This is a genomic window from Thalassospira sp. CH_XMU1458, assembly GCF_037027205.1.
Classification (GTDB): domain Bacteria; phylum Pseudomonadota; class Alphaproteobacteria; order Rhodospirillales; family Thalassospiraceae; genus Thalassospira; species Thalassospira tepidiphila.
On record NZ_JAYMDW010000001.1, the window covers coordinates 677,983 to 693,861 of the forward strand.

A 15,879-nucleotide genomic window follows, 5' to 3' on the forward strand; every position below is an offset into this window, starting at 1 on the left:
CATGGCGCCGACCGGATAAACGAAGGACTTTCCTTTATGACGAATTTTAATGGGCTCAACCTGATCGAGCCCCTGCTGCGCAATGTTGAAGCTGCCGGTTTCTCCGCGCCGACCGAAATTCAGGCCGCGACGATTCCTGCACTTCTCGAAGGCAAGGACCTTATGGGTATTTCCCATACGGGTGGCGGTAAAACCGCTGCATTCTGCCTGCCGTTGCTGCAGCGTCTTGCCGAAAACCCGCAGCGCCCGAAACCGGGTCAGCCGCGTGCGGTTATTCTGGCACCGACCCGCGAACTGGCGACCCAGATCGGCCAGTGCCTGCGTGATTTCAAAAAAGGCATCCGCCTGTTTTCCTCTGTTGTCTTTGGTGGTTCCCCGATGGGCCCGCAGATTCAGGAACTGCGCCGTGGCGTTGATATCCTGGTTGCGACCCCGGGTCGTCTGCTTGACCATATGTCGCGCAATACTGTGCGGTTCGACGATGTCGAAGTCTTCATCCTTGATGAAGCCGACCGTATGCTTGACATGGGCTTCTCCGAAGACGTTCTGACCGTTGCTGAACTGCTTCCGAATGCGCATCAGACCGTGATGTTCTCGGCAACCATGCCGCCGGAAGTCAAACACCTGACCGACCGTCTGCTTAAAGACCCGGTCAAGGTTGAAACCGCACCGCAGTCCAGCGTCACCGAGCGCGTAACCCAGGTTGGCATGTTCGTGAAACGTCACGACAAGACCAAGCTTCTGGTTCAGCTGCTGAAACGTGACGAATCCGAACGCGTTCTGGTGTTTACCAAAACCAAGGCAGATGCCGACGAACTGTCGTTCCAGCTGCGCGATGAAGGCATCGACAGCGATGCCATCCATGGCGACAAACAACAGCGCATCCGTCAGAAAATCCTGCGGAACTTCCGCAATGGCAGTTTCCCGGTCCTGATTGCGACCGATGTTGCTGCACGTGGTATCGACGTTCCGGGTATTACCCACGTTGTGAACTATGATCTGCCGCAAGATGCCGAAAGCTATGTCCACCGTATCGGTCGTACCGGTCGTGGCAGTGCCGAAGGTATTGCGATTTCATTCTGTGAGCCGCGCGACATTCGCCTGCTTCGCAACATCGAACGCCTGATCAAACAGGACGTTAATATCGACGAAGATCACGAATTCCATGCTGCCCCGCCGCCCCGTTCGTTCGGTGCCGGTGCGGGTGCTGGCGGTCGTGGTGGTCGCGGTGGCCGTGACGGTGGTCGTGGCTTTGGCGGCGGCGGTCGCGGTGGTTTCGGCGGTCGCGATGGTGGCCGGGGCCGTGGTGGCTTCGGCGGTGGTCGTGATGGCGGCCGCGATGGTGCTCGTGGAGACAATCGTGACGGTGGTCGCGGTCGTGGTTTCGGCGGCCCGCGTGACGGTGCCCGTGATGGTGCCCGCGATGGCGGTTTCCAGGGTGATCGCGCAGCACGCGGTTTCGGTGGTCGTGATGAGGCACGCGATGGTGGCCGTGATGGCGCACGTCGTGACTTCAATGATCGTCCGCGTCGTGATGGCGGTGATTTCCGCAATGACCGCAAGCCGCGCTTTGATAATGATGACCGTGCACCGCGCGGCGATCGTGAAGAGCGCAGTGGCGGCCGCGGTGGCAACTTCCGCCCCCGTGGTGAAGGCGGCAACCGTGACGAACGTCGCTTTGCGGACAAGCCTCGCGGTGATCGTGGTGGTAACTTCCGCGGTCGCGATGGTGCCCGTGATGGTGCCGGTGCGCGCGACGGTGCCCGTCGTGACTTCAACGACCGTCCGCGTCGTGCCGAAGGTGGTCGCAGCGAAGGTCGCGGCGGCAACCAGGGCATGAAACGCCGTTCGGCATAATTCTGCCCCGCTGTATTGCGGGTACTGTATGGGGGCTGCGCCGGGGAACGGCATAGACGTTTACGTCATGCCGGTGCGCAGCACTTCACAGGGACATTGTTAAAGGGGGACCGGCTGGAAACAGCTGGTCCCTCGCTATTTTGGCCTGTGTTTCGCGCACGGGTTTGGAGCATTAATCTGTTTAGACCTATCCTGAAGTGGGGAATTGGTCTAAATTTACTAAACCTAAGCGTAAGGTATCTGTCCTGTGTGCCTCAGGGCTCCGAAATGCAGGCAGAGGAAGAGTGGTAATGATGAGCATCAGAATTGCATTTCTGGCCGTGCTTTTGGCGACCGTTGTTGGCTCGGGATCTGTGCGTGCACAGTCGGGCAAAAGCGGATCTGTTTCCGATGCCGACGGGCAGCGCGATTGTTCGCGTCTGGTTGCGTCGGGCAATCCGGATTACCCGCCCTATCTCTGGGTGGCCAAGGATGGCCATACCCTGCAAGGTGCTGCTGCCGACTTCATCAAACGGGCCGGTGAACTGGCTGGTGTTGAAGTCGACGTCGTCTATTCGGGCAACTGGGGCCGGGTGCAGCAACATATGCGCGACGGAACGATCGATCTGATCGCCGGTGCCTTCCTGACCCTGCCGCGTCTCGAATATATGGATTACTTCTATCCGGCCTTTCAGGGGACGCGCACCGTGATCTGGACGCATGACAATCTTGATCTGCGCTACAGCCAGTGGTCCGATCTGGTCGGGATCGATGGCCTGACCGTGATCAATAACAGTTTCGGACAGGCGTTTGACACCTATGCCCGCCACAATCTGACCATCAGCGAAGTACCAAGCCTCGAACAAGGCTTGCAGATGCTCTCGCTTGGTCGGGCGGAATACCTGATCTACGAAGAATTCCCCGGCAAGGCCGTGGCCGCCCGCGAAAACATCACCAATATCCGCAGTTACGACACCCCGGTCAGCACCGAAAACCTCTATCTGACCATGTCGCACAAATCGGAATGCAACACCGGCGAACTGCGCGGCCGCCTGTCGCGTGCCGTCTTCGATCTCGTCTCCCGCAATGTGATGACCGAAATGCTCGAAGCCAGCATCCAGGAATGGGGCGACCAGACCAACTGAGCCCAGACCAACTAAGGTCAGACAAGCTAGAGCCAGACCAACTGGGCCAGACTAACTGAGGCCAGACAAGCTAGGTGTCAGGCCAACTGGGGCCAGACCAACCAGGGTCAAACCAACTCGGGTCAGGCAAACTGGGGTCAGACAAACTAGGGTCAGAACAGCCGGAGCTTGTCGCCGCGCCACACGCGGACTGCAATCCAAACCCATTGAATGTCCGCAGTTTGACGCCGATTTGGTCTCGATGCTGCCCGCCGCATCAAAAAACCGGTATAGCTATGCGGATTTAATTTGACGTTAACGTTAACGTCAACTAAAACAGAGTCGCGTCATATCCCGGTGTGCTTGATCCTCATCGCGCCGGTTTCATCACAGGATCGCGACATGGCCTCGTTTGAACCGCAAAATCCCGATTACGTCGCCGAAGTGCGCCGGCGTTTCGCCCAGCAGCCCTACAATCTGTCGATCGGGGCGGAGGTTTCAGATGTCAAACCGGGTCGGGTCGAGGTGATTGTGCCAACGCGGCCCGATTTGTTGCAGCATAACGGCTATTTCCATGGCGGTCTGATCGCGGGGCTTGCCGATATCGCCGGTGGTTTTGCCGGGTGGAGCCTGGTTGAAGCTGATCAGGGAATGCTGACCATCGAATACAAGCTAAACATCGTCGCACCCGGCATGGGCGATCAGTTGCGCGCGGTCGGCGAGGTGGTTTCACGCGGTCGGTCGATCATTGTCACCCGCATCGATGTCTTTGGTATGAGGAATACAGAAACGGTCCTCTGTGCGACATCGCTTCAGACGCTCAAGGTGATGAAGCTTCCGCCGGAATTACTCACCAGCGCCGCATAATCGGGCTGATTATTCACTTTTATCAAATAACCAAATTGCGCAGGGCAGGAACAGTAACATGGCATTTTTCGACTTCCCCGGACTGAAATTCGATCTTGGCGAAACTGCGGAGGCAATCCGTGAAACCGTCTCGTCTTTTGCCGAGGCCGAAATCGCCCCTCGCGCGGCCGAGATTGATGCCAGTAACCAGTTCCCCAATGATCTGTGGCGCAAATTCGGTGATCTTGGCCTGCTTGGCATGACCGTGTCCGAAGAAGACGGCGGCACCGGTCTTGGATACCTTGAGCACGTGATCGCCATGGAAGAAATCAGCCGTGCTTCGGCCTCGGTCGCGCTGTCCTATGGCGCGCATTCCAACCTGTGCGTCAACCAGATCAAGCGCAACGCTACGCCCGAGCAAAAGGCCAAATACCTGCCAAAACTGATCAGTGGCGAGCATATCGGGGCGCTGGCGATGAGCGAGCCGGGTGCAGGATCAGACGTTGTATCGATGAAGCTTAAGGCCGAGAAAAAGGGGGATCGTTACATCCTCAATGGCAACAAGATGTGGATCACCAACGGCCCGGATGCCCATACGCTGGTCGTCTATGCCAAAACCGATCCCGATGCCGGGCCCAAGGGCATTACCGCCTTTATCATTGAAAAGACGTTCAAGGGGTTCTCGACGGCCCAAAAGCTCGACAAACTGGGGATGCGCGGGTCGAACACCTGCGAACTCGTATTCCAGGATTGCGAAGTGCCCGAGGAAAACATTCTGGGCCAGCTGAATGGCGGTGTTCGCGTTTTGATGAGCGGCCTTGATTACGAACGCGCGGTTCTGGCCGCGGGTCCCACCGGGATCATGCGCGCCTGCATGGATGTGGTCGTGCCCTATATTCATGAACGCAAACAATTCGGTAAGGCGATTGGCGAGTTCCAGCTGATGCAGGGCAAGATCGCGGATATGTACACCACGATGAATGCCTGCCGTGCCTATGTTTACGAAGTCGCCAAGGCGTGCGATCGCGGGGAAACCTCGCGCAAGGATGCGGCGGGTGTGATCCTGTATGCTGCCGAAAAGGCAACCTGGATGGCGCTTGAAGCCATTCAGGCGCTTGGCGGAAATGGCTATATCAATGAATACCCAACCGGCCGGTTGCTGCGCGATGCCAAGCTGTATGAAATTGGTGCCGGCACCAGTGAAATCCGCCGCATGCTGATTGGCCGCGAACTGTTTGGCGAAACCGCCTGAATTCTGAGCTGAAACCCGAAACTTCGTCCCACGAACAAACGGACCCATATCATGAGCACTTCTGATCCGATCGTCATTGTTTCCTGCGCCCGCACCGCGATGGGCGGATTGCAGGGGGATTTCGCCAGCGTGACTGCCGCCGAGCTGGGCGGTGTTGCCATCAAGGCAGCGCTTGAACGTGGTGGTATGAGCGCCGATGATATTGATGAAGTCATCATGGGCAATGTCCTGCCCGCCGGTCAGGGGCAGGCACCGGCCCGTCAGGCTGCCTGGCATGCAGGCATCCCGCGTGCGGCGGGGGCGACCACGATCAACAAGATGTGCGGATCAGGCATGAAGGCCGTGATGTTTGCCCATGATACGCTGGTCGCCGGTGGCGCCAATGTCATGGTGGTGGGCGGCATGGAAAGCATGACCAATGCGCCGTTCCTGCTTCCGAAAATGCGGTCGGGCCACAAATACGGTCATGACATGGTCTATGACCACATGGCGCTTGATGGTCTGGAAGATGCCTATGACAAGGGACGTTCGATGGGCACCTTTGCCGAGGCGACCGCCGAGAAATACGGCTTCACCCGCAAAGAACAGGATGACTACGCTATCACATCCCTGACGCGGGCGCAAAACGCCGCCACGTCCGGCCATTTTGCCGATGAAATTACCCCGGTGACCTTTAACACCCGCAAGGGCGAAGTCACGATTGATGCCGACGAACAGCCGCCCAAGGCCAAACCAGAAAAAATCCCCACCCTGCGCCCGGCCTTTGCCAAGGATGGCACGGTCACTGCCGCCCATTCGGCATCGATTTCTGATGGCGCCGCGGCCCTTGTGATGATGCGCGCGTCGGAAGCCGAAAAGCGCGGGCTTAAGCCGCTTGCCAAGATCGTTGGTCAATCGACCCACGCCCAGGAACCCTGCTGGTTCACGACGGCCCCGATTGATGCGATCAAAAAGGTGCTGGGCAAAACCGGTTGGTCCAAGGACGATGTTGATCTTTGGGAAATCAACGAAGCCTTTGCCGTGGTGGCGATGGCCGCGATCCGTGATCTGGAACTTGATCACGGCAAGGTCAATGTCCATGGCGGGGCCTGTGCACTCGGCCATCCGATTGGTGCCACAGGTGCGCGGTTGCTGGTCACCCTGATCCATGCGCTTAAGACCCATGGCGGGCATAAGGGCGTGGCGTCGCTTTGCATTGGTGGCGGTGAGGCCACGGCGGTTGCCATCGAGCTGCTTTAAGTTTTTGGTAAATTATGTGAACGAAGTTACGCCCCTGTGATCTGAGGGTTCGGCTTTCTGATGACAGAAAACCGCGATCCTGTTATCGGAATTGCGGTTTTGGCGCAGGGGCGAGGCTGCTTGCGCGACACCAACACCGGGGTATCATAGTCAAGGGACAGCCATGCAAGATGTGTTGAGCCTGGCGGCGCAAAATCTTCTGTCGCCCATCGTTCTTTTCTTTGTTCTGGGGGTGGGGGCTGCCCTAGCGCGATCGGATCTGACGATCCCGGAAGCCGTCGCCAAAGGCATTTCGCTTTATCTTCTGTTTGCCATTGGCTTCAAGGGCGGGGTGGCGGTCTCAAATAACGGGATCGACCTGACACTTGGCATGACATTGATGGCCGGTGTGATCCTGTCATTCGTGTTGCCGTTCATTGCCTTTGCGCTGTTGCGCGCAATATCGCAACTGAGCCGCACCGACGCCGCCGCAGTCGCGGGGCATTATGGCTCGATCTCGATCGTGACATTTGTCGCGGCCACCTCGGTCCTGCAAAGTTCGGGTATCGCGGCAGAAGGCTATATGGTGGCGGTTGCCGCCGCGATGGAGGCACCGGCGATTTTTGCTGCCTTGTTGTTGGTTTCGACTGGCGGCAAGGGGCGGCTCGATGGGGCGCTGATCCGTGAAATCCTGCTCAATGGTTCTATCGTGCTTTTGGTCGGCAGTTTCTTTATCGGCTGGATCACCGGGGCCGAGGGCATGGCCAAGATCGAGGCCCTGATTGTGTCGCCCTTCCAGGGGGTTCTGTGCCTGTTCCTGCTTGATATGGGGCTGGTGGCGGGACGTGGCCTCAAACAGGGGCGGGCGGTGCTGCGCCCGGGGCCGCTGGTGTTTGGCATGCTGATGCCGGTGATCGGGTCCTGTCTTGGTCTGGCCTGTGCAATGGTGATCGGATTGTCGCTTGGCGGGGCGGTGTTGCTGATGGTGCTGGCGGCCTCGGCAAGTTATATCGCGGTGCCGGCCGCGATGCGTGTCGCACTGCCAGAGGCCAATCCGTCGGTCTATCTTACGCTGTCGCTTGGCGTGACCTTCCCCTTTAACCTGACGCTTGGTATTCCGCTTTATCTGGCGATGGCCAACGCCCTTCACGGAGGTTAACCCATGGAAAAACATGATGCCAAACGGGTCGCGATCATCATTGAAGCCGTTATGGAAGGCCGCCTGCGCAAGGCGCTTGAGGGGGCAGGGGTAACCGGGTTTTCGGTCTTGCCAGTTCTTGGCGGGTCGGGCCGTTCCGGAAGCTGGAGCCGCGATGACACCTTTACCCGTGGCGGGGGCATGGTGCAGGTGATCTGCATCATTCGCCCGTCAAAACTTGATGCGATGCTTGAAGCCGCCTTTGAGGTGGTTGATCGCCATATCGGTGTGGTGACAATCAGTGACTGTCAGGTGCTGCGCGCGGATCGTTTCTAGCCTGCCCGCAGGTGCGGTTCTTTGCTGTTGAGGAGGGTCGTAGTTCAGAGTGATTCCAAGGGTTTGAATGAGGGCTATCAACGCGCGCGGTTTGGTCCTATTTTGTCGGCAGACTTGTTGATTGAATAAGGAACTTCGCGAGATGCCAAAGCCAACCGTTGATCGGATGCTGGCCGGATTCAAAAGCTTCAAGGCGATGTATTACGATCAGCGCCCGGAACGCGTTCAGGATCTGGTCAATATGGGTCAGAGGCCGGAAGTTCTTCTGATTGCCTGTTCTGATTCGCGTGTTGATCCCGCCATTCTGACCAATGCCGAACCGGGCGAGATGTTTGTTATTCGCAACGTGGCGAACCTTGTGCCGCCCTATGAGCCGGATGAAAATTATCACGGCACGTCGGCGGCCATCGAGTTCGCGGTCAGGGATCTGAACGTCAAGGATATCGTCATTCTGGGACATTCGGCGTGCGGCGGCATTCAGGCCCTGGTCGAGCATGGCGAAACCGGCAAAGTGCCGGATCGTGATTTTATCGGCGAATGGGTCAGCATTGCGAAATGCTGCCTTGAACATGGCACGGATGCCGACAAGGTGTCGCGCCATTCGGTCCGAAATTCGTTGAAAAACCTGATGACGTTTCCGTTCATCAGCGAACGGGTCGAGGCCGGAAGCCTTGCGCTGCATGGCTGGTGGTACGGCATGAAAGAAGGGATCCTGTGGCGCTTTGACGCCGGGCAGGACAAATTTGTTCAGGGCGAAGAGTAAGCCCGGTCTGATGACAACGATCTTCTGATCGCAGGACCGGACATCGCCCATGAAACGTAACGTGGGAGGGTGGCCGTCATGCGGTTGGAAGAACATCAGATCATGGTGCGCGATACCGCGCGCGAGTTTGCCGAAAACGAACTCAAACCCAATGCCGCAAAATGGGACATCCACCATACCTTCCCGGCCGAGGCGATTGCAGGCCTGGGCGAGCTCGGCTTTTTGGGCATGCTGGTGCCCGATGAATATGGCGGGGCGGGCATGGATCATGTCGCCTATGCCCTCGCACTCGAAGAAATTGCCGCTGGTGACGGGGCGACCTCGACCATCATGTCGGTGCATAACTCTGTTGGTTGCATGCCGATCCTGAAATTCGGGACAGAGGCCCAAAAGCAGGAATTTCTGATCCCGATGGCGCGCGGCGAAAAGATCGGGGCGTTCTGCCTGACCGAACCGCAGGCGGGATCAGATGCCAGTGCGCTGCGCACCCGGGCGGTCCGCGATGGCGATCACTGGGTTCTGAATGGCGCCAAGCAATTCATCACATCAGGGTCCGAGGGCGATGTTGCCATCGTCTTTGCCGTGACCGACCCGGAAGCGAGTAAACGTGGCATTTCGGCCTTTATCGTGCCGACCGACACGCCGGGATATGTCGTATCCCGGGTTGAGGAAAAGCTTGGTCAGAATGCCTCGGACACCTGCCAGATCACGTTTGTTGAATGCCGGGTGCCAGCCGAGAACATGCTGGGCGAGGAAGGGCAGGGCTACAAAATCGCGCTTGCCAACCTTGAAGGCGGTCGCATCGGCATTGCCGCCCAATCGGTCGGCATGGCGCGCGCGGCGTTCGAGGCGGCCCGCGATTACGCCAACGAACGCGAAACCTTTGGCAGAAAGATCATTGAACATCAGGCGGTGGCGTTCCGGCTGGCCGATATGGCGACCAAGATCGATGCCGCCCGGTTGCTGGTGCATCGCGCCGCTGTCTTGCGCGATGATCACAAACCGTGTCTGACCGAGGCCTGCATGGCGAAAATGTACGCCTCTGAAATTGCCGAAGAAGTGTGTTCAAGCGCCATTCAGATCCATGGCGGATACGGCTACCTCAAGGACTTCCCGGTCGAGCGGATTTATCGCGATGTCCGGGTTTGCCAGATCTATGAGGGTACGTCTGATATCCAGCGGATGGTGATTGCCCGGGCGCTGGCGGATTAACCCTCTGCGTCCTCTGAAATGCGGTGGCGGGGCATCATGGCCTCGCCTTGCATCAGGTGTCGCGCGGTGCGAAACACCGTGACGGCGTTGACGGTGAAATCATCGATCATGCTGCCGCTGATATCGGCATCCAGGGCCAGCGTCCCGGACGGGTGGGCGATGGTAAGCGGTTTATTGGCATTCGTGTTGGGACCTGCCAGTTCATGGGCGACGGGGCCTGACAATTCCATGGTCGTGGCCAGACGCATGCCGCCGGTGATTGAGCTTGATATGTCATTGCCACCGCCATCTACCCCAGAAATTAAACGTTTGCACAAATCCATTGAAGTAGCATGCGGCATATAGGCTGATCTCCTTGCGCAGCTTCTCTGATACGTCAGAAATAACCCATCAAAATCCAGAGTAGTTTTTGGTCTGAAGCATGAATATCCATGGTGATTGACTTCGGAGAAATTGCGATGCTACATTTATCAACCAATAGTAGTTTTGTTTTGTGGGTAAATTATTTAAAATTTATCACGGAGTGTGGAATGACAGATATTATTGAGGATAATACGGCTTCTGGCGAGCTGCCCAAGGATTATAAAGAAGCATATGCTGAGCGTGACTTTTGGGGTAAATTGTCCAACCACGCTAAGTCTGCTGGTCAGGAAATCGTAGAGAAAGCTCTGCTTCTTTACTATGTTATGACTGATGAAAATACTTCGGTTAAGAATAAGATGATTGCGCTGGCTGCTTTGGGGTATTTCATCAGCCCAGTGGATGCTATTCCTGATATTATTGTCGGTGTAGGCTACGCAGATGATCTGGGGGTTTTAGTTGCGGCTCTGTCGGCTTTGTCGAGTTCTGTCACTACTGAAATCAGTGCAAAGGCCAAGGCTAAGGCGCAAGAGTGGTTTAATTAATTCTCCAGGTAAGGCCAAGACCTGTCTGTGATTTTGGTCTTGAGTTCCGTAACGACTTCTCAATCGAATCAGGTCAAGTCTCTAGGTCTTGAGTGCTGTAATGTTTTGCTGGTGATTGGGCGCACCTGTGCTCTACTGGTGTGAGGGCACGGAAAAGGCGGCCGTTGCCGCAAACAGTACTGAGCGGGATTTGGGGCACATGGGTGGCGGGCGCTTTGCGTTCTTCGGTGGGGCGGTTACTTCGCGGGTAGTAAGTCATGCTTCTCAAGCAATCTTCTGAACTGGTGATAGTTCAGGTGAAGTGCCTTTGCAGCCTCGGTCTGATTGTTGGCGTTTTGGCGCAGGGCCTGTTCAAGCAGTTTGATTTCGAAATTCGCGACCTGTGATTTGAAGTCGATATTTGTGTCTAGTTCAGGGGTGTCGACTTCTGGCGCAGGTGCCGGCGTGTCACGGTCGGTCTCGGACCAGATGTCCTCGAACGGATCGATGGTGATATTGGCCAGCGGGGTTTCGTCGTCCTCGGACAGGTAAATGCTGCGTTCAACCGCGTTGCGCAGTTCGCGGATGTTGCCGGGCCAAGGGTAGCGAAGCAATTGTTCGGCGGCATTGCGTGAGAAGCCCGGAAAGACGCTGCGGCCCAGACGTTTTGTCATCTCAAGCGCGAACTGTTCGGCGAGTAACAGGATATCATCAGACCTTTGGCGGAGCGGCGGTACGGCGATGACGTCAAAGGCGAGGCGGTCCAGCAGATCGGCGCGGAACCTGTTGGTTTTGGCCAGTTCGCGCAGATTTTCATTTGTCACACCAATGACGCGGGTGTCGACTTCAATGACTTCGGAGCCACCGACACGCTCGATCTCGCCATACTCCACAACACGCAGAAGCTTTTCCTGCACCACCGGGCTGGCGGTGGCGATTTCATCCAGGATGATGGTGCCACCGTGCGCGCGTTCGAACCGCCCGATATGGCGTTTGGTCGCCCCGGTAAACGCCCCGGCCTCGTGCCCGAAAAGTTCGGTATCAAGCAGGGTTTCAGACAGGGCGGCGCAGTTGACCTTGACCAGTGGACCGCCCCAGCGGCGCGAAAGATAGTGCAGGCGGGCGGCAATCAGTTCCTTGCCCGAACCGCGTTCGCCAATCACCAGACACGGGCGCTCAATCGGCGCCAGACGTGAAACATGCTCAAGGGCGGCCAGAAAAACGGGGTCTTCGCCCAATATCGGTTGCAAGCTATCCATTTCGCGAAAAACGTTATCGAAAAACGCCATTATTGTCGCGATAAAAGTTAAATAAAAAGTCTGATGATTAATTAAGTTATTGATTTTATGGGATTTCAAAACTGGCACGGCATTTGAAATACAGAGTGCAGAATTTGTAGCGTCCCCGATTAATTAAGGAGATCAGACAATGGGCGTGTTTTCGCGTTTGTCCGATATCGTAAATGCCAACATCAACTCGCTTCTGGATCGTGCCGAAGATCCGGAGAAAATGGTGCGGTTGATGATCCAGGAAATGGAAGACACCCTGGTTGAGGTGCGTTCCGCCGCCGTCAAAGCGATTGCCGACAAGAAGGAAGTCGAGCGCAAGCTTAAGAAACTTCATGACGGTCAGGTCGAATGGGACACCAAGGCAGAGTTTGCTGTTTCCAAGGGCCGCGATGATCTGGCCAAGGGCGCACTGATGGCGCGCCGTCGTCTGGCCGATCAGAGCCTTGTGCTGGAGCGTGAACTGGAAGTGATCGAGGAAACCCTTGGCAAGTATGACGAGGACCTCAATAAGCTTCAGAACAAGCTGAACGAAGCCAAGGCGAAACAGCGTACGGTTGAAATCCGCATGCAGACGGCTGAAAAGCGTGTCAAAATGAAAGAAAAGCTGCATTCCGGTCAGATCGACGAAGCGCTTCTGCGTTATGAGCAGATGGAACGCCGGATTGACGAACTTGAAGCGAGTGCGGACTCCTGGGACCTTGGTCGCGGACAGAGCCTTGAGGAACAGTTCGAAGACCTTGAGGCCGAGCTCGGGATCGAGGATGATCTTAAGGAACTGAAAGCACGCGTAAAAAGCGACGCGAAAAAAGACAAATAAGTAACGGGCTTGTGTGTTTCTGACGACAGGTCTGTTTGAAAGAACGAGATGTCGAATATGTGGGCGATTGCCGTACCTCTTATCGTTTTGATCGCCGTTGTTGGCCCGGTCTGGGTGGTGTTTCATTACATCACGGTGTGGAAACGCCTGAAGGCAGAACAACGCCCGCAAAGCCCGGAACAGACGGCCCGCGAAAAAGAGATGGTGGCGGGCCTGAAAAAACGGGCAGAGCGACTCGAAAGCCGTGTCGAAACACTTGAACGCCTGTTAGATGCCGAGGTTGCCGAATGGAGGAACAGGATATGACTGCTCAGCAAGCTACTGCCGGAGACGGTTTTGGGCGCAGTCACAAAAGACGCTCGCGCTGTGGATGTGGCTCACGGCACAACCCGGACGGATCCAGGCGTCATGGTGTGATCGGCCGTACCACGCGCGGCATTTCAGAAGCCTTTGGCATTCCGCGCAAAGGGGTGCTGATTGCCTTCATTCTGGTTCTGATCTTCAGCTTCCCGGTCGGCTTGATGCTGTTTGGTCTGGCATGGGCCTATGTCCATCATCCGCAGTGGTTTGATGCTTTGCGCGGTAAAGTGCGCGGTGCCGGCCAAAGCACATCGGCCGGACGTGCCGCCCGCCAGAACAACAGCACGGCGGATGCCGCAAACGAGCGCCCGACGGTTGGTGTTGATTATGAAGAAAGCTGGATGGAAGACCTGCGCGAGCAGTTTGACGATCTGGAACGGCGCACCGGTTCGATGGAAGGCTTTGTCGCATCTGGCGATTACCGTATGGCATCCGAATTCAAAAAGATGAAAGAGGATGACGAAGCCGGTAAAGCCGATGAAGGCAGCAAGTCGGACGATACCAAAACGGATGGGCCGAAGGCCTAAGCACGAGCAGAGCATTTTGACGAGATTGACGGCGGTTTTACCAGCTACCCCAAATCCCCCCTCGCGTTAGCACGGGTCTTGACCCGAAGAACCGTCGTCAAACAGTTAAACCGGACTTCTCAGGAGGTCCGGTTTTTCTTTTGTTTGCAGGTTCTTGCGGCAAAACCCCCAAATAGCGTTTATCACTATACCTAATTTAAAGGTTTTTCCGGCAAAGTCGGAAAAATTGCCCATATAGTGCGCTATAGGGCAGGCAGCTTTTGGGGAGCACCATATGACGACCATGATCGAGCATCCCGGCGAACAGGATTTTCTGCATCGTTTGATGCTTGATAACCCGTGGTGGGATGGTGTTACCGATGATCAGGTGCAGGGCCTGCCGCAGCGGGCGTTTTTCAAGCGGTTCTGGGCGGCGATTGAAAAGAATGATGGCCAAAAGGCGGTTGTTCTGACCGGCTCGCGCGGGGTGGGCAAGACCGTGATGATGCGTCAGGCCGTGGCAGAGCTTTTGAATGCCGAAACGCCGCGGCGCCATGTTTGCTATATCTCGCTTGAACATCCGCTGTTTCTTGAGGTCGACCTGCCGCGTTTGCCGAAGCTGCTGCGCTCCATGCGCGGTATTTCGGCCGATCATCCGCTTTGGCTGTTTATCGACGAGGTATCCTATCAGCGCGACTGGGAGGCCAGCCTGGTCAAACTGCTGGCGGCTGATCCAATGTTGCGCGTGGTGGCGGTCAGTGCATTGGCGCCAGCCGGGGATAATGCGGAATATATCCAGAGCCTGTTTTTACCGCCTTTCAGCTTTGCCGAATATCTTGAGCAAAAGGGCATCGCACCCAGTGATGTCTTGCCCGAAACGCCAAATGTCGGGCGCTATACGGCGGATGTGCCAGACGGCTTGGTGGCACTCAACGACCTGTTTGAAGACTATATCAATGAAGGCGGTTTTCATGCCGCCAATGGCGAGGCCGGGGCCATTCACCGATCACTTCATTCGGATTTGCCGGGCCTGCATGGCATTTCAAGCCCGTCGGATTTGCATCGGTTGTTTGCGCTTTTGGCCTACAACACCGGTTCGGAATTTTCGATCGAGGGGCTGGCGCGCGAGCTTGATATCGCCAAGAATACGCTGCGGCGGTATCTTGAATATCTTGAAAGTGCCTGGCTGGTGCGCCGTCTTGAACGTGTCGATCAGGATGCCAAACCGTTTCAGCGCGCGGTGGCGTTCAAGGTGCACCTTATTCATCCGGGCTTGCGCACTGGTTTGATTGGCGTTCGGGCGTCTGATAGTGCCACCATCACACGGTTGGCGGAAACCGCGATCCAGACCCAGTTCCTGACGTCAAGTGTCGGGATGGAAAGCCTGTATTACGCGCGTTGGGGGCAATATGAGGTGCCGTTTGTGTTCCTTGATCGTCGGTCGGGTACGCCGCTTTTTGCCTATCACTGCCTGTGGCGCGATGAGGCGATCCGCAAGCCAAAGGAAATCCGCGCCCTGGTCAATTTCCGGGGCAGTCATGCCCTGCCGCTCGGCGCGTTTGTCCTGACCAAGGCACAATGGCATGGCGGGAAGCTTGGCGGGGTGCCGATGCGCTTTGAGCCGGCCAGTGTGCTGGCCCTTCGCATCGGACTTGAATTTTCGCAGCTTTGATGTGTGGCGCGTGGGGAAGGAGGTCTCTGATGACTGGGCTTTTAAGGTTTTGCCTCTGCTTTTTTGCCGGGATGGTGTTGCCCGCAATTGCGTTTGCGCAGGCACAGGTTGCCTGCCCCGCCAATCCGCATTGGAGTAACACCACACCGCCGATCAATATCGAACATGTCTTTTGCGGCGAGGTCGATGGCAATCGGGCCAAGGGTTTCCATTCCCGCCCGGACGGTATCAATCCGGCAAGCGTTGCGGATGTAAAAATCACGCAAGAACCAAATGCCAGTGGCGTTTACGGCGCGACCATCACACTGGTGAACCCCGCTGGACCCAACCCATCGAAGTTTTCGACCATGTACCCGGACAGTTGCAGTCAGGCAGAGATCGAGAAATCCATTATCTATGCCTATGACCATCAGGTGGCGTGTCCGACCGGCGCGCCGCGTTGGGCATCTTGCGGGTTTAACCGACCCGAAGGCGGATCGGTGGCGGGGGCGGGATATTGCGTTGGCCCATCGGAGGACGTTCGGTTTTACATCGCCTTTGCCACACTCAGTCACGGGGCGAATGCAGGCAATATCAACACGGCCTTTCCGCTGTATTGATCAAGGGTGGCAAACGGCAGGTGATGA

General features: G+C 56.7%; 17 protein-coding genes. 15 read left to right on the plus strand and 2 right to left on the minus strand.

Features of this window, described 5'->3' with window-relative positions:
- Nucleotides 1-36: 36 nt before the first annotated feature.
- The 9 genes from WBY09_RS03150 to WBY09_RS03190 all read left to right on the plus strand — a co-directional run bounded on the left by WBY09_RS03150 (nucleotide 37) and on the right by WBY09_RS03190 (nucleotide 9,725).
- The gene (locus WBY09_RS03150) at nucleotides 37-1,857 is read left to right on the plus strand and encodes a DEAD/DEAH box helicase (RefSeq protein WP_336231946.1); all 1,821 of its coding nucleotides are present in this window, start codon (nucleotides 37-39) and stop codon (nucleotides 1,855-1,857) included.
- A gap of 293 nt (nucleotides 1,858-2,150) precedes the next feature.
- On the plus strand, nucleotides 2,151-2,981 hold the full coding sequence (locus tag WBY09_RS03155) for a substrate-binding periplasmic protein (RefSeq protein WP_336231947.1): 831 nt from the start codon (nucleotides 2,151-2,153) through the stop codon (nucleotides 2,979-2,981).
- 381 nt (nucleotides 2,982-3,362) lie between these two features.
- Nucleotides 3,363-3,827, plus strand: a complete 465-nt coding sequence (locus WBY09_RS03160; RefSeq protein ID WP_008888483.1) for a PaaI family thioesterase — start codon at nucleotides 3,363-3,365, stop codon at nucleotides 3,825-3,827.
- Nucleotides 3,828-3,885: 58 nt separating this feature from the next.
- Nucleotides 3,886-5,058: an isovaleryl-CoA dehydrogenase gene (locus WBY09_RS03165; RefSeq protein ID WP_336231948.1), complete on the plus strand. Its 1,173-nt coding sequence runs from the start codon at nucleotides 3,886-3,888 to the stop codon at nucleotides 5,056-5,058.
- Nucleotides 5,059-5,109: 51 nt separating this feature from the next.
- The gene (locus tag WBY09_RS03170) at nucleotides 5,110-6,297 is read left to right on the plus strand and encodes an acetyl-CoA C-acyltransferase (RefSeq protein ID WP_336231949.1); all 1,188 of its coding nucleotides are present in this window, start codon (nucleotides 5,110-5,112) and stop codon (nucleotides 6,295-6,297) included.
- Nucleotides 6,298-6,460: 163 nt separating this feature from the next.
- Nucleotides 6,461-7,435, plus strand: a complete 975-nt coding sequence (locus WBY09_RS03175) for a sodium-dependent bicarbonate transport family permease (RefSeq protein WP_120224079.1) — start codon at nucleotides 6,461-6,463, stop codon at nucleotides 7,433-7,435.
- Between the two features lie 3 nt (nucleotides 7,436-7,438).
- On the plus strand, nucleotides 7,439-7,750 hold the full coding sequence (locus tag WBY09_RS03180) for a P-II family nitrogen regulator (protein WP_120224080.1): 312 nt from the start codon (nucleotides 7,439-7,441) through the stop codon (nucleotides 7,748-7,750).
- Nucleotides 7,751-7,892: 142 nt separating this feature from the next.
- The gene (locus tag WBY09_RS03185) at nucleotides 7,893-8,513 is read left to right on the plus strand and encodes a carbonic anhydrase (RefSeq protein WP_336231950.1); all 621 of its coding nucleotides are present in this window, start codon (nucleotides 7,893-7,895) and stop codon (nucleotides 8,511-8,513) included.
- Between the two features lie 78 nt (nucleotides 8,514-8,591).
- Complete coding sequence (locus WBY09_RS03190; protein ID WP_336231951.1) at nucleotides 8,592-9,725, plus strand: acyl-CoA dehydrogenase; 1,134 nt, start codon at nucleotides 8,592-8,594, stop codon at nucleotides 9,723-9,725.
- Here WBY09_RS03190 and WBY09_RS03195 read toward each other — a convergent pair.
- Nucleotides 9,722-10,066 carry a PrpF domain-containing protein gene (locus tag WBY09_RS03195; RefSeq protein WP_336231952.1) on the minus strand — a complete coding sequence of 115 codons (345 nt, stop codon included), beginning with the start codon at nucleotides 10,064-10,066 and terminating at the stop codon, nucleotides 9,722-9,724. The two genes, WBY09_RS03190 and WBY09_RS03195, sit on opposite strands and share 4 nt — an antisense overlap.
- Before the next feature lie 90 nt (nucleotides 10,067-10,156).
- Between WBY09_RS03195 and WBY09_RS03200 the strand changes: the two genes are divergently transcribed.
- A complete protein-coding gene (locus tag WBY09_RS03200) occupies nucleotides 10,157-10,630 on the plus strand; it encodes a YkvA family protein (RefSeq protein WP_336231953.1) in 474 nt (157 codons plus the stop codon).
- Nucleotides 10,631-10,866: 236 nt separating this feature from the next.
- Here WBY09_RS03200 and pspF read toward each other — a convergent pair whose 3' ends face one another.
- Nucleotides 10,867-11,868 (minus strand): phage shock protein operon transcriptional activator, encoded by a 1,002-nt coding sequence (gene pspF, locus WBY09_RS03205; RefSeq protein WP_336231954.1) that lies wholly within the window; start codon nucleotides 11,866-11,868, stop codon nucleotides 10,867-10,869.
- A 169-nt stretch (nucleotides 11,869-12,037) separates the two neighbouring features.
- Here pspF and pspA point away from each other — a divergent pair, with 169 nt between their 5' ends.
- The 5 genes from pspA (at nucleotide 12,038) to WBY09_RS03230 (ending at nucleotide 15,852) form a co-directional block, all read left to right on the plus strand.
- Complete coding sequence (pspA, locus tag WBY09_RS03210; protein WP_008888471.1) at nucleotides 12,038-12,715, plus strand: phage shock protein PspA; 678 nt, start codon at nucleotides 12,038-12,040, stop codon at nucleotides 12,713-12,715.
- A gap of 48 nt (nucleotides 12,716-12,763) precedes the next feature.
- Entirely contained in the window at nucleotides 12,764-13,021 is a 258-nt protein-coding gene (pspB, locus tag WBY09_RS03215; protein ID WP_336231955.1) for an envelope stress response membrane protein PspB, read from the plus strand.
- Between the two features lie 107 nt (nucleotides 13,022-13,128).
- On the plus strand, nucleotides 13,129-13,602 hold the full coding sequence (locus WBY09_RS03220) for a hypothetical protein (protein ID WP_336231956.1): 474 nt from the start codon (nucleotides 13,129-13,131) through the stop codon (nucleotides 13,600-13,602).
- 274 nt (nucleotides 13,603-13,876) lie between these two features.
- Complete coding sequence (locus WBY09_RS03225) at nucleotides 13,877-15,253, plus strand: ATP-binding protein (protein ID WP_336231957.1); 1,377 nt, start codon at nucleotides 13,877-13,879, stop codon at nucleotides 15,251-15,253.
- 29 nt (nucleotides 15,254-15,282) lie between these two features.
- Complete coding sequence (locus WBY09_RS03230; protein ID WP_336231958.1) at nucleotides 15,283-15,852, plus strand: EndoU domain-containing protein; 570 nt, start codon at nucleotides 15,283-15,285, stop codon at nucleotides 15,850-15,852.
- The last annotated feature ends 27 nt before the right edge of the window (nucleotides 15,853-15,879 follow it).

Excerpts from the sequence above, each read along its gene's own strand:
- WBY09_RS03170 (WP_336231949.1), top strand. The coding sequence starts at position 5,110 with ATGAGCACTTCTGATCCGATCGTCATTGTTTCCTGCGCCCGCACCGCG.
- WBY09_RS03160 (WP_008888483.1), top strand. The coding sequence starts at position 3,363 with ATGGCCTCGTTTGAACCGCAAAATCCCGATTACGTCGCCGAAGTGCGC.
- WBY09_RS03175 (WP_120224079.1), top strand. The coding sequence starts at position 6,461 with ATGCAAGATGTGTTGAGCCTGGCGGCGCAAAATCTTCTGTCGCCCATC.
- WBY09_RS03185 (WP_336231950.1), top strand. The coding sequence starts at position 7,893 with ATGCCAAAGCCAACCGTTGATCGGATGCTGGCCGGATTCAAAAGCTTC.
- WBY09_RS03190 (WP_336231951.1), top strand. The coding sequence starts at position 8,592 with ATGCGGTTGGAAGAACATCAGATCATGGTGCGCGATACCGCGCGCGAG.
- WBY09_RS03195 (WP_336231952.1), bottom strand. The coding sequence starts at position 10,066 with ATGCCGCATGCTACTTCAATGGATTTGTGCAAACGTTTAATTTCTGGG.
- pspF (WP_336231954.1), bottom strand. The coding sequence starts at position 11,868 with ATGGATAGCTTGCAACCGATATTGGGCGAAGACCCCGTTTTTCTGGCC.
- WBY09_RS03200 (WP_336231953.1), top strand. The coding sequence starts at position 10,157 with ATGGTGATTGACTTCGGAGAAATTGCGATGCTACATTTATCAACCAAT.
- WBY09_RS03180 (WP_120224080.1), top strand. The coding sequence starts at position 7,439 with ATGGAAAAACATGATGCCAAACGGGTCGCGATCATCATTGAAGCCGTT.
- WBY09_RS03230 (WP_336231958.1), top strand. The coding sequence starts at position 15,283 with ATGACTGGGCTTTTAAGGTTTTGCCTCTGCTTTTTTGCCGGGATGGTG.
- WBY09_RS03225 (WP_336231957.1), top strand. The coding sequence starts at position 13,877 with ATGACGACCATGATCGAGCATCCCGGCGAACAGGATTTTCTGCATCGT.
- pspB (WP_336231955.1), top strand. The coding sequence starts at position 12,764 with ATGTCGAATATGTGGGCGATTGCCGTACCTCTTATCGTTTTGATCGCC.
- WBY09_RS03155 (WP_336231947.1), top strand. The coding sequence starts at position 2,151 with ATGAGCATCAGAATTGCATTTCTGGCCGTGCTTTTGGCGACCGTTGTT.
- WBY09_RS03165 (WP_336231948.1), top strand. The coding sequence starts at position 3,886 with ATGGCATTTTTCGACTTCCCCGGACTGAAATTCGATCTTGGCGAAACT.
- pspA (WP_008888471.1), top strand. The coding sequence starts at position 12,038 with ATGGGCGTGTTTTCGCGTTTGTCCGATATCGTAAATGCCAACATCAAC.
- WBY09_RS03150 (WP_336231946.1), top strand. The coding sequence starts at position 37 with ATGACGAATTTTAATGGGCTCAACCTGATCGAGCCCCTGCTGCGCAAT.